Here is a 17,377-nt window from a genome sequence, read left to right as displayed (position 1 = left end):
GTATCCGGGCTGCCTTCAAATTCGGCAACATTGACAGGAAAGCCCTTAACGGCAGGGACGGCGAGCTATCAAATGGCTAGGTTGGCCGGCTCAGAATGGCACGCTAGCGGTGAACCAGGCGCGGACCTTGGACGTCTTGCCATCCGCATCTTCACCTTTGGTGCCCGGCGCCGGATTGTGGCCGAGCTTGCGCGCCACCTGCACCTGCAGCAGGATACCGCTTGCGCCACGCCAGGTCGCGCCCAGGCCCGCGCCTTTCAGGGTGTAGCTGTTGCCCGGGCCATTCGCTGCCAGAGCGCCCGCATACAAGCCATTGTTCAGGCGCACATGGCCCACGTCCACGAAGGCCGACAGGTCGGTGCGCAGGTTCTGCAATTCGTAATGCAGCTCCGTGCTCAGCACATGCCCCTCATCGCCGGTGGCCTCGCCGGCCGGATAGGCGCGCACGCGGCCAGCGCCGCCGAGCGAGAATTTCTCGCCCGATTCCAGGTTGCGCGACGCGAACTGGCCGCTGGCGTTCAGCAGCAAACCGACGTTGCCACCCAGGCGCTGGAAGCGGCCCAGCGAGTATCCCAGGTGGGAAAAACGGCCGTCGCTGCGTGGGCCGGCCGCATCCGCCGCTGCCGACGCGGCGTTGGCGCCCAGGTCCAGGTGACCAAGGCTCAGCTCCAGACTGGCCTGGGTCATCGCATCCTGGTCCTGGCGGCTGAAGCTCACAGCCATTGGCAACACCTTCACATGCTTGTCGCTGGTCTGGGCTCCGTTGGCAAAGTTCTCGTAACGCTTGTCGTCGTAACCGGTGCGCAGCTGGATATTGGTCCTGCGGGTACGCAGCAACGGATAGGTGACGATCAATTGCGACACCGACGCCGTGCCGTGCGCGTCCAGCGCCTTGAATTCCTCGCCCAGCTTGTAGCGCAGGCGCGAGAACGCGGCACCGGCCTTCAGGCCTTTGAATCCCATCGGCGCGACATAGCCCGCGCGGCCGTAGCTGAAACCGTCGCCAGCGCTGGATGCGAGCAGCGACAGCTGGCCGCCATAGCCGCCCAGGTCGTTCAGTGCAACGTTGCCGGACAAGCGCGTGGCGCCGGTATAACGGTTGCTGGAGTTATCCAGGCTCACGGAGCCGCTGGCCAGCGGGCCTTCGCTCAGTTGCACGGCCAGTTCGGATTCGCCGATGCCCTGCCCCTGGCTCAATTCGGCGCGGGCGCCCATGCCGGGCAGGTCCTGCGTCAACAGCAGCGCACGTTCCAGTCGGTCCTCCTGCACCGGCTGGCCATATGGCACCAGCGCATCGAGGTAGCGTCGCGCGATCTCGGGACGCAGGCGGACTTCGCCGTCCGGCACCATCCGCAATTGCGAGATACGGCCTTCCAGTACCTGGATTGTCACCTCGCCGTCGCCGATTTCCTGTGCCGGCAATACCGCGCTGGCCACGAAATAGCCGCGCGCACGATAGTAGTTCGTCACCGCGTTGCAGGCTTGCTGCAATTCCGCAAACGTCAGTTCGCGCCCGGCAAACGGCACCAGCACGCCCTGCAAATCCGCCGGATCGAATGCGCCCACCCCCTGCAGCGTGAAGCGGCGCACCATCACTTTCTGGGCGCCTTCCAGCGCCAGGCCCGGCACGGGTGCCGCATCGGGCACCACCTTTCCGGTCGCTGCCGGCTGGCGCACCAGCGCCGGCGGGCGGTTCTGTTCGAGGATGCGGCCGGCGTCCGGCAAGGCCTGGGCCTGTGCCAATGCGAGGGCCGGAGCGCCCAGGATGGCAAGCGCCAGGCTATTCTTGGTATGTTTCTGCACTTCTTGTTCCCTGCTTCTTATCAGTTAGGTGCGACGGCACCGTTCACGCCGCCGTCGCGTACTTTCACGCGGCTGCCGCCGCCGATGGTGTACTCGCGCGTTTCGCCGACGCGTTGCTGCGGCGCGGCGACCGCTGCATCGCTGGCGGTTGGCGCCTTGGCACGCTGCACCAGGTCGGTCAGCCATCCCCACCCGTTCAAGGTGGCAGGGCTGGCAGCGCCATTGACCGCAGCAACGTCCGCAGGCACGTCGACCAGGGGTCCACCGTCGCCAGCCAGTTGCATCCACACGTTCAGGTCCCGTCCCATCGCGCCCTGCTGCCCCGGCAGTGCCGGATTCACAGCGCTGCCGATGACGTTGTCGAACTGCTGCAGGGGGCGCGCCACGGTCATCACGCCATTGACGTAATCGACAGCGTAGTTGGCCAGGCTGCCACCGCCGACGACGATGGCATAACTGCCGGGAGCCGAGTCGCGCGCCGCGATGGTGGTCGCATGCACGTCGCCCAGCAGCGCCGAAGTATCGCCGCCGACGAAGCCGCTGGCAGTCCAGGTCAGGGCCGGGTTGCCAGCGCCGTATGCGCGCGCCTGGTCGTCGGCCTTCACCTGCAGCTTCGCCTGGTCGATGGTGCCGCTGGCGGTGACGCTGTTACCGGCCAGTGCATAGTTCGACGCCCGCCCGCTGCCGTCCGCCAACCCGTAGCCGCTGGCGACAACCTGCTTGCCGGTTCCCGCGTTGCGGTTATCGAACTGCACGCTGGCCGGACCTTGCAATACCAGGCTTTCGCCATTGACCAGGCCGGACAGGCTGCCGATATTCGACAGGCTGCCGTTGGCGCTGCCATCGTAGGTCTTGTTCGCGACACTGACCCCGCCGATCGTCAGCTGGCGCGCGCTGATGCTGCCGGCCAGCGCAACGTCCGCCGGCAGCACATAGTTCGACAGTGCGGTGCCGCCATCGGCATTCACCGCGGCGACATCCAGCGTGGCCTTGACGCCGACGGCATCCACCACATTGGCACTGTTGTACAGGCCTTGCAGCGGGCCGACGGATGCACCTTCGCCAGCGACGAATCCGGTCAAGCCGACCTGGCCCGCAGTCACTTGCGCCGACGTGCTGCCGTCATACACTTTATTCACTACCCCGTTCGCGACAGCCGCCAGCGCCCTTGGCGTGATGGATGCGGTGGTGTTTGCAGTACTGTTGCCGACGGCGTAATTGCCTGCATCAGCGCCCGACAAGGAAATGCCCGAAACCGAGACCGCCTTGCCATTGCCGACATTCTTGTTGGCGAAGCCGGCATTGCCGCTCACCTGCAGCTGGTCACCAGCCAGGCGATTGTCGCCGTAAGCCACGCCGGCGGCCAGCGAGCCGTCATACACCTTGTCAACGCCGCTCACGCTTACCTGCAATGAGCGCTGGGTGATGCTCGCCGTCGAATTGGCAACGAAGGAAACGTCGTAGTTGCCGGCATCGGCGCCGCCCACATTGAGGCCGGACAAGGAGACAGCCTTGTTGTTGCCGGCATTCTTGTCGAAGAAGCTGCCATTGCCGCCGGTGAGGACCAACTGGTCACCCGCTACACGATCGTCGCCAAGCAGCACGACCGAGGTCGAGGTCGTGCCGTCATACACCTTGTCGGCGGCGGCAACGGTAGCCGTCAGGGTGCGCGCTGCAATGGACCCGGAACCCACCGCTGTCGTTGACGACAGCTGGTAGTTGCCGGCATCGCCGCCGGACAAGGCCAGGCCGGTTACTGTCAGCGTCTTGCCATTGCCGGCATTCTTGTTGTTGAAGTTGCCGCTACCGCCAACGGACAGAACATCGCCCGCCACGCGGTCATCGTTGAAGCTTGCCGAAACCGCAGTGCCGCCGTCATAAACCTTGTTGCCTTGCACACTGACGTTCAGCGTACGCGGCGTGATATCGGCCGTGGTGACGGCGCTGCCGGACGCCAGCGCATAATTGCCGGCATCGGTTCCGGACAAGGACAAACCGCTGGCCATGACGGCTTTACCGTTACCCACGTTCTTGTCGGCGAAGCTGGCATTGCCGCTCACCGACAACTGGTCGCCGGCCAGGCGGTCGTCGGTATAGCTTGCGATGGCGGCCAGGCTGCCGTCGTACACCTTGTCGGAAGCCTGGGCAGCGACGACCAGCGTGCGCGGCGTGATGTTGCCGCTGGCGGTAGCATTGGTCGATGCCAGCACATAATTGCCGGAATCAGTGCCGGTGGCGGAAATGCCGCTGACATTGATCGTCTTGCCATTGCCGGCATTCTTGTTGGTGAAGTTTGCCGCGCCGTAGGACAGCGACAACACGTCGCCCGCGACGCGGTCATCGCCCAGCGTCACGGATGCGGTGGTGCCCCGGTCGTACACCTTGCTCGAGCCGGTCGCCGTGGCATTCAAGGTGCGTGCGCTGATATCGGCCTTGGCGGTGACCGGACCGGCCGACAGCACGTAGTTGCCGGCATCGGTGCCGGAAAGCGAGACTCCCGTCACGCTGATATCCTTGGCGGTGCCCACGTTCTTGTCGAGGAAGGCTGCATTGCCGCCGACCGACAGCACATCGCCATTGACCCGGTCGTCGCCCAGGGTCACACCGGCGGCAAGGCTGCCGTCGTACACACGGTTGCCGCCGGTGGCCGTCACCACCAGCGTGCGCGCCGCAATATCGGCCGTTCCGCTGACGGCGCTGGAAGCCAGCACATAATTGCCCGCATCGGCGCCGCCAACGATCGAAACGCCGCTGACGTTCACGGTCTTGCCGGTGCCGGCGTTCTTGCTGGTGAAGCTGGCGCTTGCGCTGCCGAGCGACAGGCTGTCGCCGCCCAGGGCGTCGCTTGCCAGGCCGACTGTCGCAGCGGTCGTGCCGTCATAAGTCTTGTTGCCGCCGTTCATGGTAACCGTCAACGTACGCTTGCCGATATCCGCCTTGGTGGCGGCCTGGGTCGACGACAGCACGTAATTGCCTGAATCGGTCCCGGTGATCGCTATGCCGGTCACGTTGACATCCTTTGCAGTGCCGGCATTCTTGTCGGTGAAGGCCGCATTGCCGCCAACCGACAGCACATCGCCGGCCACACGGTCATCGCTGAGATTCACCGTCGCCGCCTGCGAGCGGTCGTACACCTTGTTGTTGCCGCTCGCCGTCACAGTCAGCATGCGCGCCGTGATCGACGCCGTGGTGCCGGCGGTAGGCGATGCCAAGGCGTAGTTGCCGGCGTCGGTGCCGGACAAGGCCAGGCCCGTGGCCGTGACGGATTTGGCCGCACCGACGTTCTTGTCGGCGAAGGCGGCGTTGCCTGAAATCGTCAGCGCGTCGCCATTCACACGGTTATCGGTATAGCCGACCGTCGCAGCCAGTGCGCCATCGTAGACCTTGTCGGATGCATTCACACCCACTGTCAGCAGGCGCTGCGTGATATCGGCTGCGGCGGTGGCCGTGCTCGCGCCAAGCACATAATTGGCCGCATCGGTGCCCGACAGGGAAAGCCCGGTCACCTGCACCGCCTTGGACAGTCCCACGTCCTTGCCTGCAAACGTGGCGCCAGCCTGGTTGACCGTCAGAATATCGCCGGCCACGCGGTCATCGCCGAGCACTGCGCTGGCATTGATGGAGCCGTCATAGACCTTGTTGGAAGCCGTAGCGTTCACGTTCAGCGTGCGCTGGCTGATGTTCGCGGTCGTCGCGGCCGTTGTCGACACCAGCGAATAGTTCGCCGCGTCGGTGCCGGACAGCGCAATGCCGCTGACATTGACCGCCTTGCCGTTGCCGGCATCCTTGTTGGCGAAGGTGCTCGACGTTGCGCTCGCGGTCAGCTGGTCGCCATTGACCCGGTCGTCGCCCAAGGTCACGCCGGCGCTCGCCAAGCCGTCATATACCTTGTTGATCCCCGTAGCGGTGACGGTCAGCGCCTTGGGTGTGACGGTCAGCGTCTTGCCGGAGGCGAAACTGATGTTGTAGCCCAAATCGCTGAGCAGGCTGCCCTGGTTCAGGCTATACGTACCGACGTTCTTGATGAAGTCGGTCGCGGCGGCCGAACCGGAAATGCCGCCCGAATCGCCGTCGATGTAGCCGGTGACGTTATAGCTGAAGCTTGGCAGCGAATCCGTTCCATCGTAGACTTTACTGGCGTTCTGCGCGGTGACCGTCAGTGTAGGTGACAGCTTGTACATGAACCAGTTGCCGCCTGCAGCAGTGTACGAAGGTGCCATTCCGGTATACGACTGGCTGTAGTGCTTGTTGTAGCCGCTCATTCCCTCCAGGACATTGGCCGGCGCATCGGCGTACACGTGGTAATAGCCGTTGGCCCCGCCCTGCAGCGCATTGCTGCCCACATTGTTGGTAAAGGTACCGCCGGCGGCACCGGTTGCCGCGACCACCACCGTGGCTGCACCGCCGCCGCCCGAACCCACCAGGCGGCCACCGGTATTGATCACGACGTCGCTTCCTGCCGATGGACCTTTGTTCACAACGGTGATCGTCTTGGCGTTGACGATGCCCGCGATGGTGATATCGCCGCTGGCAGATTCCGCCTGGCCGGCGCCGGTATCGATGGTCAGGTTGACATTGCCCGCATTGATCGCGGTGCCATTCGCAACCGTGATGACCGCGTTGCCGGCACTGCGATAGGCGCTCACCACACCGGCTCCGGTGCCGGCGTTGGCGGTGACATTCAGCTTGCCGCCCATGGTGATGTTGGAGTTCAGCTCGACGCTGCGCCCGGCCTGCAGCGACAGGTCGCCGGTACCGGCCGCGTTGATGGCGTTGCCGGCCAGCCAGGTGATGTCATTATTGGCTTGCAGCGTAATGCTGGTGCCGGCTGCCAGGGCGGCGGCCAGCTTCTGGGCGTCCACCGAAGCGTTCACATTCGGCTGCGGATAAGCCTGGCCGAACGCAATGGAAGCGGCCGCGGGTGCCGGCAGCAGGCGGAACAGATTGACCGACCCGGTCTGCAACACGCTGCCATCGGCCGAGTCGGCAAAAGGCTGGGCCACCACCAGGCTGTCGCCGGCGCCGTTCACGGCCACCGCAAAGCCGAAGTTGCCGAAGTCGTTGATGTCGAGGCTGGCGTTTGCACCCTGGGTGTAATCGCGGCCGATCACCGCCGTTACCGCCGGCGACGAGAAAGTGCCGGTGTAGTCGATGATGCGCACGGCACCAGGGCCGGTGCCCGTGCTGCCAAGCCCTCCGTTGGTTGGCGAACCGATTGCCAGGCGGGTCCCGGCATCGTTCATCGCCAGCGAAGAACCGAACAATTCGCCGTCATTCAAGGTGATACTCAGCTTGCTGCCGCCCTGGCCGATCGAGCCCTGGTCAGTCAAGGAAGTGAACGGCGTGGAGTACAGGTGGACCATGCCCTTGCCGTTGTTCTCGGCCGGCGCCCCGACCGCCAATTGCGTGCCGGCGTCATTGAGCGCCACGGCGCTGCCAAACTGGGTGTCCGCAGCACCGGTTAGCGTGCTCACGCTGGAAAAGCTGCCGCTCGACTTGGTGAACAGTTCGACACTGCTGTCGAACAAGGCGCCTACCGCCAGCTTGTCGCCGTCGCCATTCAGGGCCACCGCGACACCAAAGCCATTCGAACCGCCGGCGCTGCTGGCAATCGTCTGGGTCAATGCCGGCGCCGTGAAGCCGGCGCCGAAGCCGAAGGTGTACACCTTGCCGGCGTAGTCGCTGCCCAGTGCGCCGACGGCCAGCACGTCACCGCTGCGGCTCAGCGCGACCGAACTGCCGAACGCGTCGCCGCCGGTCAACTGAGCCGACATATTGTAGTTGTTGCCGCCGGTGTAGCCATGGCCGATGGTACCCACCAGCGTGCCGCCGTTGAACTGGCCGTCGCTAAACGTGAACAGGCGCACGGCGCCGTAGTTGGCATCGGCGATGCCGGCAGCGCCATCGTCAAGCGGCGCGCCAACTGCAAGCCCCCTGCCGTCGGACGTCAGCGCCACGCTGTAGCCGAACCAGTCGCCTTCCTTCAGGCTTGCCACGTTGCGGTTCTTGCCGCCGCTATAGCCCTTGCCGATCACCGCGTCGTAAGTCCACTGGTTGGTGAAGCTGCCGATCACGATATTCTTGGGGTCCAGCAGCAAGCGGCCGCCGGCGCCGATGTCGAGCCGCTCCAGGCCCACATGGCGCAAGTCCTGGTGCGACGAAATTTCGACCGCACCGCCACGGGCTGCGCCAGTCGCCTTGATGGCGCCCAGCATGGTCGTTTGCTGCTGCGACCACACGACAGCGGTACCGCCCTGTCCCGCCGCGCCGCGCGCGGAGACGTCCAGCCTGGTGCCGTCATTGATGAAGGTGGCGTCGGCATTGGCAATACTGGCCGTGGCGCCCCAGCGTGCAGTGAAACGGTCCGCGTCCGGTGCATCGGCGCGCTGTGCGCCGCCCTGGAAAGCACCGCCCACGCGCACCAGGCCACCCTGGGTGGCACCGGTGGCATCGACGTTCGCGCCCATCAGGCGCACGTCGGCGCCGCTGATGTCGACCCGGCCGCCGATTCCCGCCACGCCATGTGCGTCGTGCCGGCCGGAAGAAAGCAAGCTGCCGCCGGCCTGCAGCGATAGCGCGCCGCCGTCGGTGGTGCCGCTCACATTGGAGGAGGCCGAGGCATTCTCCGCCAGGCTGGCGCCTGAGGTGAGGCTGATGCTGCCGCCCTTGCCTGCCGTGCCGGCAGCCGACAATGCCGACGCAGCCGACAGGTCGCCTGCGGCTGCCACGTCCACGCTGCCGCCGCGCACACCGTCCGCGCGCACCGCGCCATCGAGCGCAACGAAGCCGCCCGCGATCTTGACGCTGCCGCCCTGGCCCGTGCCGGACGAAGCATCCAGCTGGCCTGCCTGCACCAGCCCGTCGCCCACCAGCCGGATGGTACCGCCATCGGCCACCAGGCCGCGCGCCTGCACTACGCCAGCGTTGTTGACGGTGGAACGCGCCAGCGCATCGGCCGCTTTGGCGGTCAGCAGCACTTGGCCGTTATCTGCCTGCAGCAAGCCCTTGTTCTCGGCCAGCGCATCAAACGCGCCCTGTTCCACGCGCAGCGTGATCAGGCCGTCGCCGCGGAAGTCCATGCCGACGGCGTTGCCCGCCGCCAGTACCACGCTGCCGCCTTGCGCCGCGATGCTGCCGCTGTTCGATACGGCTGGCGCCAGCAGTGCCACCACGCCGCCGGCTGCATTGATGCGGCCTTCATTGCGTACCGCGCCGGCATTGCTGCCGCTGCCGCTGAAACGATAGCTGCCGGACAGGAAGGACTGGTCCGAGATGCCAAGACTGGAGGCCACCAGCCCGCCCACGTTCACCTGCGCACTGGCGCCAAACAGCACGCCCTGCGGATTGACCAGGAATACCTTGCCGTTGGACGACAACTTGCCGAAGATAGCGCTGGCCTCGCCGCCCACCACCCGGTTCAGCGCCACCGCCGATGCGTTCGGCTGGTTGAAACGCACCTGCGCGTCGGCGCCGATATTGAAACCCTGCCAGTTCATGATGGCCTGCTGCGTGGCCTGGTTCACGGTCATGCTGCTGCCCTGCACATTCACGCCGGCCTGGCCTGCCACCAGCTGCATGCCGGCCGGTAGCGCATTGACCGGCGCACTGGCCGAAGCCGCCCCCGCCATTGCCAGGCTGCCCGCCAGCACAGCGGCGGCGCGGCGGCGCGCGCCGCCTTTGCCATGGCTGCGCGTGCCTTCGGCGACGGCCACCCAGCAGCGGTGCACCGTGCTCCAGACGAGGCGATAAAAACGGTTGGCGGAGGCGTGTTTGTGCATTGTGTTTCCTTAAACGTGCAGGTTGAAGTCGGCGCGCAGCGTGACCAGCGCACCTTGGCGGACGCCCGGCTGCAGGAACACCAGCTGGCGACCCGTCGCTTCATTTTCGATTTCGTAGCTGCCGGCCAGGATGGCCGGCTGTGCGGCGGCGGAAAACACCACCGTGAATTGCGTCACTTGCGCACCGTCGGGCGCGATCTTGGAGGCTTGCACCCGTTCCAGCTTGATTTGCAAAGCGCGATGCTCCGGATGGTTCAACCAGAAAACCTGGCCCACCAGAAGTTCGGCAGCGGCACGGCTCCAGCCAAAGCTGTTGCCGTTTTCACTGGCAAGGGCTGCCGGTGCGCGCAGGCCCAGGCCCGCCAGTAAAGAACCGCCGCCGGCTTTCAGCAGGGTGCGTCGCGAAGTTACTCGATCATTCATTGTCGTTCTCCCATTCCATGGCCCGGTGCATGCCGGACACTCCAATTTCTTTGAAGCCGAGGCGGCGATACAGCGCCTCGGCCCGGTTATTCAGTGCTACATGTAAGCGCAGCGGCAAGCCTGCGCCGGCCGCTTCGTGCTGCAAGCCGCGCAGTTGCGTGCTGCCGATGCCTTTTCCGCACCATGCCGGCATCAGTGCGATGTCCACCAGATGCAGGGCGCCGCCTGACTGCGCCACAACGCGCCGCCCGGCGGGGACTCCGTCGGCTTCGATGATCTCGAAGCGTGCGCCTGGAAAGGCTTGCCGGTACGACTGCCGCTGCGCCGCGCATTGCATGTCGAGCAAAGGCTGCAGCACCGCTTCATCCATGCCGGCCAACCCGAGTTCGCGCACGCGAACCGCGCCGAACAGCGCGCGCAGGAAGGCCTGGTCCGCCGCAGCCTCGCTGCGCAGCGTAAGCTCCATCAGGAGCGCGGCGGGAACACGCCCTGCAGCGCGATGCAGAACAACAGGCCCAGGTAAGGCTGGCGGTTGTTATGCGGCTGGCCGCTGCCTGCCACTGCCAGCACTTCCGGACGCATCGGCAACATGCCGGCGGTCGTCTTGCTGTAGGCCTGGTTCATCGCCCCCGACTTGGCAAAGCCGCTGGAAGCGCTTGGCGCCACCTGGTTGGCGGTAACGGTGGTCGACTGCAGGTTGTGAGCGTGGGACGGCATTTCCGATTCGATCAGGCTGACCGTGGCACTGCCCCCCTGTTCACCCAGGTCGCGCAGCGACAAACCGGCACCTTGCCCCGGATGCAGCGGCGAGCGGCCGTTCAGGTCGGGCAAGCCAAAAGTCGATTTGCCATCGCCGCCATAGGTGGTGCCCAGCAGGGAAAACAGCGCCGTATTCTGAGAGATCGGCAACAGTTGGCCATCGCAGGTGGCCCAGCCGGTCGGCGCGAAGTTGCTTGCAAACATGCGGATTTCCGCAACAAATGGTGAACTCATCGGAAGCTCCTCAAGACTGCTGCGGGAATATGCCGAACAGCGAAATGATGAAATTGACGCCGAGGTAAGGCGCCATGTTGTCGTGCGGTTGCGATCCGCCCGCCGGCGTGATGGCCCCTGCCGCCATCGGCTGTACATTGTTGTCAGAAGTGCCGTACAACGCTGTGCCGGCGGTTACCGTCGCTGCCGGGTAGCCGGTCAGGTTGGTGAAGGCTCCGCTCCCGCGTTCGGTGCTGCCGATGATGGTGTGGTTATGGTTCGGGATGTGCTGCGACGTCAGGGTGACGCTCTCGGCCCCGCCCATTTCGCCGATGGTGAAAGTGCGGCCTTGCAGGCTGCCGGAATGCAGCGGCACCCGGCTGCGCATATCAGGCAGTGCAAAGGTGGACTGGCCGTCGCCGCCATACGTGGTGCCGATCAGCGTGAACAGGGTCTCGTTCTCGGAAATGGGCAGCAGCTGGCCATCGCAGAAGGCCCAGCCGGCCGGTGCGAAATTACCGCCAAACATGCGGATTTCGCCAACATAAGGATTAGACATGGTCGGCTCCGCTCAATTCTGGCTAGGGAAAATGCCCTGCAGCGCGATGATGAAATTCAGCGCCAGGTAGGGTTGGGTATTCTCGTGCGGTTGCGAGCCGCCGGTGCTGGACACCTGTGTCGACACCAGGCCCACGTTCGGCGAGCCATTGAAGACATCCGCGGTCAGCCGTCCCTTGCGCGCCAGCAGTGCGCCACTCGGGTCGTTGGTCGTCGCAACCGCCGAGCTGGCGTTCAGGCGGTGCGTGTGGGCAGGCATTTCAGCCTGCGACAAGGTGTGCGCAAACGCGCCACTGGCCTCGCCCTGGGTCATGCCGCCACCGACATGCGCCGGCACGCGGCCGCGCAGGTCCGGCAGTGCGAACGTGGTTTGTCCATTACCGCCGTAGGTGGTCCCCAGCAAGGAGAACAAGGCCTGGTTCTGGTTGATCGGCAGCATCTGCCCATTGCATAAAGCCCAGCCTTTCGGCGGGAAATTGAACGAGACGAGCTTGATCTCGGCCAAGTATGGCTCTGCCATATGGTCTCCTGGTGGGGGTTAATTGTTAAATACGGCGTGGTACTGCATGCCGGCGCTGTGACGGACTGCCGGCACGATGAAAATTGCCAGGGCGTCATCACCGGAACGTTCCAGGATGACGGTTTGCTGTTCCAGCTGCGGCATGGCGGGACCTTGGAAAGTCAGCGAAAAGGCTTCCGGATTGGCCGTTGGCTGGACTTCCGCCAGGACCAGGGACAAGGCTGAACCAGCTATGGAGAACTCGGCCCCGAGGCGGGCCTGGAAATAGGAGACAACTGTCGACACGGCAAATTTACAACTTTTCTATCGTTGAAAAATTTCACATTGTACGATTATTTTTCCTTGATCTGTATTACATTTTTGCAATGAACCTGAAATTTTAGAAATCTTCCCGGGCGGCGCCCGGGTTCTATGGTTCGGCTACAACAGGCGCGCCAAATAGTTAAACGCTAGCGAACGCAAAGTTTATACTTGCCTGAATGCAGCCCGCTTTCCCTACGGTGTCACTCAACATGTACCGTGTGCTTCTCGCTCCCATTCTTGCGGTACTGCTTGCCGCATCGCACGCATGCGCCGGCCCCACGGTGGTGGTCGGGGCGGAAGATGACTGGGCGCCTTATTCATCGGCCCCGCAACAGCATGCCCAGGGATTTGCCGTCGACGTGGTGCGCGAAGCCTTTGCCCTGGCCGGGGTCAAGGTGGAATTCAGGGCCTTGCCCTATTCCCGCTGCATGGCTGAAACCCGCAGCGGCCAACTGACGGCATGCTTCGACGCGGTCCCGAACAGCCTGATCAGGCCCCTTTACCTGTGGCCCCGGATGCCCCTGTTTTCCACCCGCATGAATATCTACGCGCGGGCAGGCTCCCGCCAGCGCGGCTTGCGCACCAAAGACCTGGAGGGGCACACCGTCGGCGTACAACGCGATTACGAATACGGCGAGGAGTTCGACGTCAACACCCGCATCCGGCGCCGTGTGGTGGACAAGAACGAGTATGGTTTTCGCATGCTGATGGCCGACCGCATCGAGTACATGGCGGCCGAAGAACGCATTGCCAACGCCCTCTTTCGCAGCAAGCCCGGTGAGTTCGCCGGCCGTTTCACGCTGGTGGGGACGGTCGCAACACCCGACCTGTTCATCGCCTTCAGCAAGACCGCGCCGGACAGCCGCGAGATGCTGGCGCGCTTCAACGAAGGCTACGACAAGCTGCTCAATTCGCCCCGCTACAGGCAGATCGAAGACCGGTGGTTCAAATGACCCGCTCGATCGCCACGCGCCTGCTGCGCATCATCTTTGGCTGCTACTTCATCGTCACGGTGGTGGTGACCGTCATCCAGCTGACCGCGGAGTACAAACATACGCGCAGCCGCGTCGAAAGCGAAATCGAAGCGATGCAGCACACCTTCGGCCCCGGCATCGCCGACGCCATGTGGCGCTTCAACGACGACATCATGCGCGGCATCCTGGCCGGCATGAAGGAGCTGCCGATCGTGGTCGGCATCAAGGTGGTGGACGACCAGGGCAAGCTGGTACGCGCGGTCGGCACCGTGCTCGATGAAAACGGCAAGCATATGCAAGCCCAGGCCGATGGCCGCCTGGCGCCGCCCTTACGCGACGACGGATTGTTCGGCCAGATCTTCAGCCGCGAATTCCCGATTTCATACCCGCTCGAAAACGGCACTGCACAGGAAATCGGCAAATGGACCGTCTACTCGAACCGGCGCATCGTGGTCAACCAGGTGCAGTACGGCTTCGTCCTGATCCTGGTGAACTCCGTGATCAAGACCCTGGCACTGTGGTTCATCTTCGTGCTGGTGGTGCGGCACTGGCTGGGCAAGCCGCTGCAGCAACTGAGCGATTATGTCGGCCACCTGAACATCGACAACCTCGGCAGCAAGCCGCTGTCGTTGCGGCATGGCGGCAATACGGAGCTGGACCTGCTGGCCAACAAGATCAATGAAATGCGGGAGAACATCCTGACCGGCTTGTCGGAACGAGCCGTGCTGTACGAGGAACTGGCCGTCCTCAACGAGTCGCTGGAACGGCGGGTGGCCGAACGCACCGAGGCGGCACGGCACGCGCAGGATGAACTGGCGCGCAGCGAGCGGCTGGCGGCCCTGGGTTCGATGGTGGCCGGCATTGCCCATGAACTCAATACGCCGATCGGCAACAGCCTGGTGGCCGCCAGCACCATGCACGACAAGATCCAGGCCCTGGGCCAACGTTTCGAAGGAGGCCTGCGCCGCTCGGACATGCATCAATTCCTCGACGAAGCGGACGGCATCGGCCTGCTCCTGACGCGCAATATCGAACGCGCGGCCAGCCTGGTATCGAGCTTCAAGCAGGTCGCAGTGGACCGCGCCAGTTCGCAACGCCGCCGCTTCGACCTGGGTGCCGTCATCCAGGAAAACATGAACACCCTGTCGCCGGTGCTGCGCAAGACGCCTTATGAAGTGACGGTGGACGTGGCGTCGCTGGTGGCAATGGACAGCTATCCCGGCCCGCTGGGCCAGGTGCTGGCAGCCCTGGTGAACAACGCGATCATGCACGCCTTCCGCAATCGCGACCACGGCCGGCTGTCCATCTCGGTGCCGGTGCCGACCGACGACTACGCGAACATCGTCATCAGCGACGACGGCGCCGGCATCGCGTCCAGCCACCTGAATCGCATCTTCGACCCGTTCTTCACCACCCGCATGAGCGAAGGCAGTTCAGGACTGGGGCTGAACATCGTGCACAACATCGTCACCACCATCCTGGGGGGCAAGATCCACGTCGACAGCATGCCCGGCGTAGGCACCACCTTCCGCATCACCATTCCGCTGGATGCGCCGATGCACCACGAAGAGCCGATTATTCCGCGGGCTTGAGCAGCACCGGCACTTCCTTGAAGGCCGGCGTGGCCGAACCGCGCGCCACCAGCGCCGGGGAGATCAGTGGCGTCAGTTCGGGGAAGTAGCCGAACACGTCGCCATCCGGCACGTCGTACCGCACCAGCTGGTAGCCGCTGCATTTGCGCGCGATGCCGTCCGGCGCGGCGGCGTGCACGTCGACCAGTTGGCCGTCGCGCAGGCCAAGGCGCGCCATGGTCCCGGCCGAGATGAACAGCACCTTGCGCGTGTGATGCACACCGCGGTAGCGGTCCACCTCGCCGGTGGTGTCGCGATAGACGGTGGTGTTGTATTGCCGGTGCGCCCGCACGGTGGCCAGGCACAGTACATCGTCGCCGAAGGCAGCGCGGGCACGGCCCATGATGGTGTCCTGCGGCAGCGCAATGGCGGTGAACTGCGCCTTGCCGCTGGCAGTCTTCCAGTCGCGGTTGCGCGCACTGTTCGGCAGGTGGAAGCCGCGCGGCTGCGCGATGCGGTCATTGTATTTCTCAAAGCCCGCCACCGCGGTCTGCGCGACCTGCTCGATCAGCGAGCGCGTAACGCTGTAGTCGCGGCCCATGGCTTGCCAGTCGATGCCGGACATCCCCGCGCCTGCGGCCAGCGTGTGGCGCGCCAGTTCGGTCACGATATGCGGCTCCGAGCGCAGCTTGGCGCTGGCCGGATCGCTGCGCCCCGCCGAGGCGTGCACCATGCTGGCCGTGTCTTCCACGCTGACGAACTGGCGACCGCCCGCCTGCTCATCGCGCTCGGTACGGCTAAGGCAGGGCAGCAGCAGGCCGACCTGGCCGGGATGCAGGTGGGTGCGATTCAGCTTGGTCGCGATATGCACCGTCAACCTCAGGCCATCCATCGCTTGCAGCACGCGGGGCGTATCCGGGCCGGCCACGGCGAAGTTGCCGCCCAGGCCGAGGAAGGCATGCACCGATCCATCCATGATGCCGTTGATGGCGGCCACCGCGTCGAGCCCATGCTGCGCCGGCGGCGTAAAGCCGAACACCCGCTCCAGCCCCTCCAGCCACTCCTTTTTCGGCCGGTTGGTCACGCCGACAGTGCGATCGCCCTGCACGTTCGAATGGCCGCGCACCGGCATCAGGCCCGCCCCTGGCTTGCCGACGTTGCCGCGCAAAAGCATCAGGTTGACCAGCATCTGGATGGTCTCGATCGCATACTCGTGCTGGGTCAGTCCCATGCACCAGGTAGCGATGGTGGCCTTGGAAGCGATATAGATTGCCGCCGCCTGTTCGATCTGCTCGCGCGACAGGCCGCTATCCTGCTCGACCTGCTGCCACGACTGCGCACGCACGGTGGCGGCGAATTGCTCGAAACCGCTGGTATGGCGCGCGATAAAGTCGCGGTCCAGCACCTTGCCGCCCGCCTGCTCCGCTTCCAGCACGGCCTTGCACATGCCGGTGATGGCCGCCAGGTCGCCGCCCACGCGCACCTGGAAATACTCGGCGGCGATCTGCGTGCCGCGCCCCGTCAACGTTTCGACCGGCGATTGCGGATCGGCGAAACTACGCAGGCCCGGTTCCAGCATCGGGTTGAAGGCAGCGATGCGGCAACCGCGCAGCGAAGCCTCGCGCAAATCGCCCAGCATGCGCGGATGGTTGGTGGCCGGATTCTGGCCAAACACAAAGATCGCCTCCGCGTGCTCGAAATCCTCGCGCGTGACGGTCGACTTGCCCACGCCCAGCGTCGTGCCCAGCGCCATGCCGGACGACTCGTGGCAGTAGTTCGACGAATCGGGCATATTGTTGGTGCCGAAAGCGCGCGCAAACAGCTGGTAAGGGAAAGCCGCCTCATTGCTGCTGCGGCCGGAAGCGTAAAACACCGCGCGGCCAGGAGCATCGAGCGCATTCAGCGCGCTGGCGGCCAACTCGAACGCCTGTTCCCACGCGATCTCGCGGTAGGTATCGCTGGCACGGTCGTACAGCATTGGCGCGGTCAAGCGGCCGAAGCCTTCCAACTCCCATTCGGCGCGGGTGCGCAGCGTCGCCAATGGATTGGCCGCGAAAAATTCCGGCGTAGCGCGGCGTGCCGTCGCTTCATGCGCAACCGCCCAGGCACCCTGCTCGCAGAAATCGACCGCCTTATCCTTGGGCGAATCCGGATAGGCACAGCCCGGGCAATCCACCCCGCCCGGCTGGTTCAGCTGCGGCAAGACTTTCAAAGCCGGCAACGCACTATTGCTGCGCAAAGCTTTCGCGGTGCCGTTCAGCGAGCCCAGGCCGCCAGCGGGTTTGTCATAAAAGCGAATCGGATGCTGCACGGGGATCTCCGGCCATTCTGTCAAGCCCGCGATGTTAACATATGAAAGTCGGGGTCAGCTCTGGCAATAGGACATTTTCGCTAGCGAAAATGTCCTATTGCCAGAGCTGACCCCGACTTTCAAGCTGCTATTGTTGAGTTGCCTTATGACAACGAGCTATACGC

11 protein-coding genes are annotated in these 17,377 nt (G+C 64.6%); 2 read left to right on the top strand and 9 right to left on the bottom strand.

Going from position 1 to position 17,377, the window contains the following annotated elements; all coding sequences use genetic code 11:
* Window positions 1–90: 90 nt before the first annotated feature.
* Genes BM269_RS19355 through BM269_RS19320 form a run of 8 tightly spaced genes read right to left on the bottom strand, consistent with a single transcriptional unit; the run spans window position 91 to window position 12,339 of the window.
* The gene (locus BM269_RS19355) at window positions 91–1,803 is read right to left on the bottom strand and encodes a ShlB/FhaC/HecB family hemolysin secretion/activation protein (RefSeq protein WP_090440610.1); all 1,713 of its coding nucleotides are present in this window, start codon (window positions 1,801–1,803) and stop codon (window positions 91–93) included.
* Between the two features lie 20 nt (window positions 1,804–1,823).
* Window positions 1,824–9,581 (bottom strand): YDG domain-containing protein, encoded by a 7,758-nt coding sequence (locus tag BM269_RS19350; protein ID WP_090440607.1) that lies wholly within the window; start codon window positions 9,579–9,581, stop codon window positions 1,824–1,826.
* A 9-nt stretch (window positions 9,582–9,590) separates the two neighbouring features.
* Window positions 9,591–10,004 carry a DUF6916 family protein gene (locus BM269_RS19345; protein WP_090440604.1) on the bottom strand — a complete coding sequence of 138 codons (414 nt, stop codon included), beginning with the start codon at window positions 10,002–10,004 and terminating at the stop codon, window positions 9,591–9,593.
* Complete coding sequence (locus BM269_RS19340) at window positions 9,997–10,470, bottom strand: GNAT family N-acetyltransferase (RefSeq protein ID WP_090440601.1); 474 nt, start codon at window positions 10,468–10,470, stop codon at window positions 9,997–9,999. The genes BM269_RS19345 and BM269_RS19340 overlap by 8 nt, the downstream gene beginning before the upstream one ends.
* Window positions 10,470–10,997, bottom strand: coding sequence for a phage tail protein (locus BM269_RS19335; RefSeq protein ID WP_090440598.1), 528 nt, complete (start codon window positions 10,995–10,997; stop codon window positions 10,470–10,472). The genes BM269_RS19340 and BM269_RS19335 overlap by 1 nt, the downstream gene beginning before the upstream one ends.
* Window positions 10,998–11,007: 10 nt before the next feature.
* Window positions 11,008–11,535, bottom strand: a complete 528-nt coding sequence (locus tag BM269_RS19330; protein WP_090440594.1) for a phage tail protein — start codon at window positions 11,533–11,535, stop codon at window positions 11,008–11,010.
* 12 nt (window positions 11,536–11,547) lie between these two features.
* Window positions 11,548–12,054 (bottom strand): phage tail protein, encoded by a 507-nt coding sequence (locus tag BM269_RS19325; RefSeq protein WP_090440591.1) that lies wholly within the window; start codon window positions 12,052–12,054, stop codon window positions 11,548–11,550.
* An 18-nt stretch (window positions 12,055–12,072) separates the two neighbouring features.
* Window positions 12,073–12,339, bottom strand: coding sequence for a DUF6916 family protein (locus BM269_RS19320; protein WP_139232801.1), 267 nt, complete (start codon window positions 12,337–12,339; stop codon window positions 12,073–12,075).
* A 227-nt stretch (window positions 12,340–12,566) separates the two neighbouring features.
* Here BM269_RS19320 and BM269_RS19315 point away from each other — a divergent pair, with 227 nt between their 5' ends.
* A complete protein-coding gene (locus BM269_RS19315) occupies window positions 12,567–13,310 on the top strand; it encodes a substrate-binding periplasmic protein (RefSeq protein WP_090440585.1) in 744 nt (247 codons plus the stop codon).
* Entirely contained in the window at window positions 13,307–14,923 is a 1,617-nt protein-coding gene (locus BM269_RS19310) for a sensor histidine kinase (protein ID WP_090440582.1), read from the top strand. Before BM269_RS19315 ends, BM269_RS19310 begins: the two co-directional genes overlap by 4 nt.
* Here BM269_RS19310 and BM269_RS19305 read toward each other — a convergent pair.
* Window positions 14,907–17,213, bottom strand: coding sequence for an FdhF/YdeP family oxidoreductase (locus BM269_RS19305; RefSeq protein ID WP_090440579.1), 2,307 nt, complete (start codon window positions 17,211–17,213; stop codon window positions 14,907–14,909). The two genes, BM269_RS19310 and BM269_RS19305, sit on opposite strands and share 17 nt — an antisense overlap.
* Window positions 17,214–17,377: the final 164 nt, after the last annotated feature.

It is taken from the genome of Duganella sp. CF458 (assembly GCF_900113115.1).
Lineage (GTDB): Bacteria > Pseudomonadota > Gammaproteobacteria > Burkholderiales > Burkholderiaceae_D > Rugamonas.
Note: the sequence above shows the minus strand (reverse complement) of the source record. Positions and strands in the feature narration are given on the sequence as shown.

Excerpts from the sequence above, each read along its gene's own strand:
- BM269_RS19315 (WP_090440585.1), top strand. The coding sequence starts at position 12,567 with ATGTACCGTGTGCTTCTCGCTCCCATTCTTGCGGTACTGCTTGCCGCA.
- BM269_RS19310 (WP_090440582.1), top strand. The coding sequence starts at position 13,307 with ATGACCCGCTCGATCGCCACGCGCCTGCTGCGCATCATCTTTGGCTGC.
- BM269_RS19330 (WP_090440594.1), bottom strand. The coding sequence starts at position 11,535 with ATGTCTAATCCTTATGTTGGCGAAATCCGCATGTTTGGCGGTAATTTC.
- BM269_RS19345 (WP_090440604.1), bottom strand. The coding sequence starts at position 10,004 with ATGAATGATCGAGTAACTTCGCGACGCACCCTGCTGAAAGCCGGCGGC.
- BM269_RS19340 (WP_090440601.1), bottom strand. The coding sequence starts at position 10,470 with ATGGAGCTTACGCTGCGCAGCGAGGCTGCGGCGGACCAGGCCTTCCTG.
- BM269_RS19350 (WP_090440607.1), bottom strand. The coding sequence starts at position 9,581 with ATGCACAAACACGCCTCCGCCAACCGTTTTTATCGCCTCGTCTGGAGC.
- BM269_RS19325 (WP_090440591.1), bottom strand. The coding sequence starts at position 12,054 with ATGGCAGAGCCATACTTGGCCGAGATCAAGCTCGTCTCGTTCAATTTC.
- BM269_RS19335 (WP_090440598.1), bottom strand. The coding sequence starts at position 10,997 with ATGAGTTCACCATTTGTTGCGGAAATCCGCATGTTTGCAAGCAACTTC.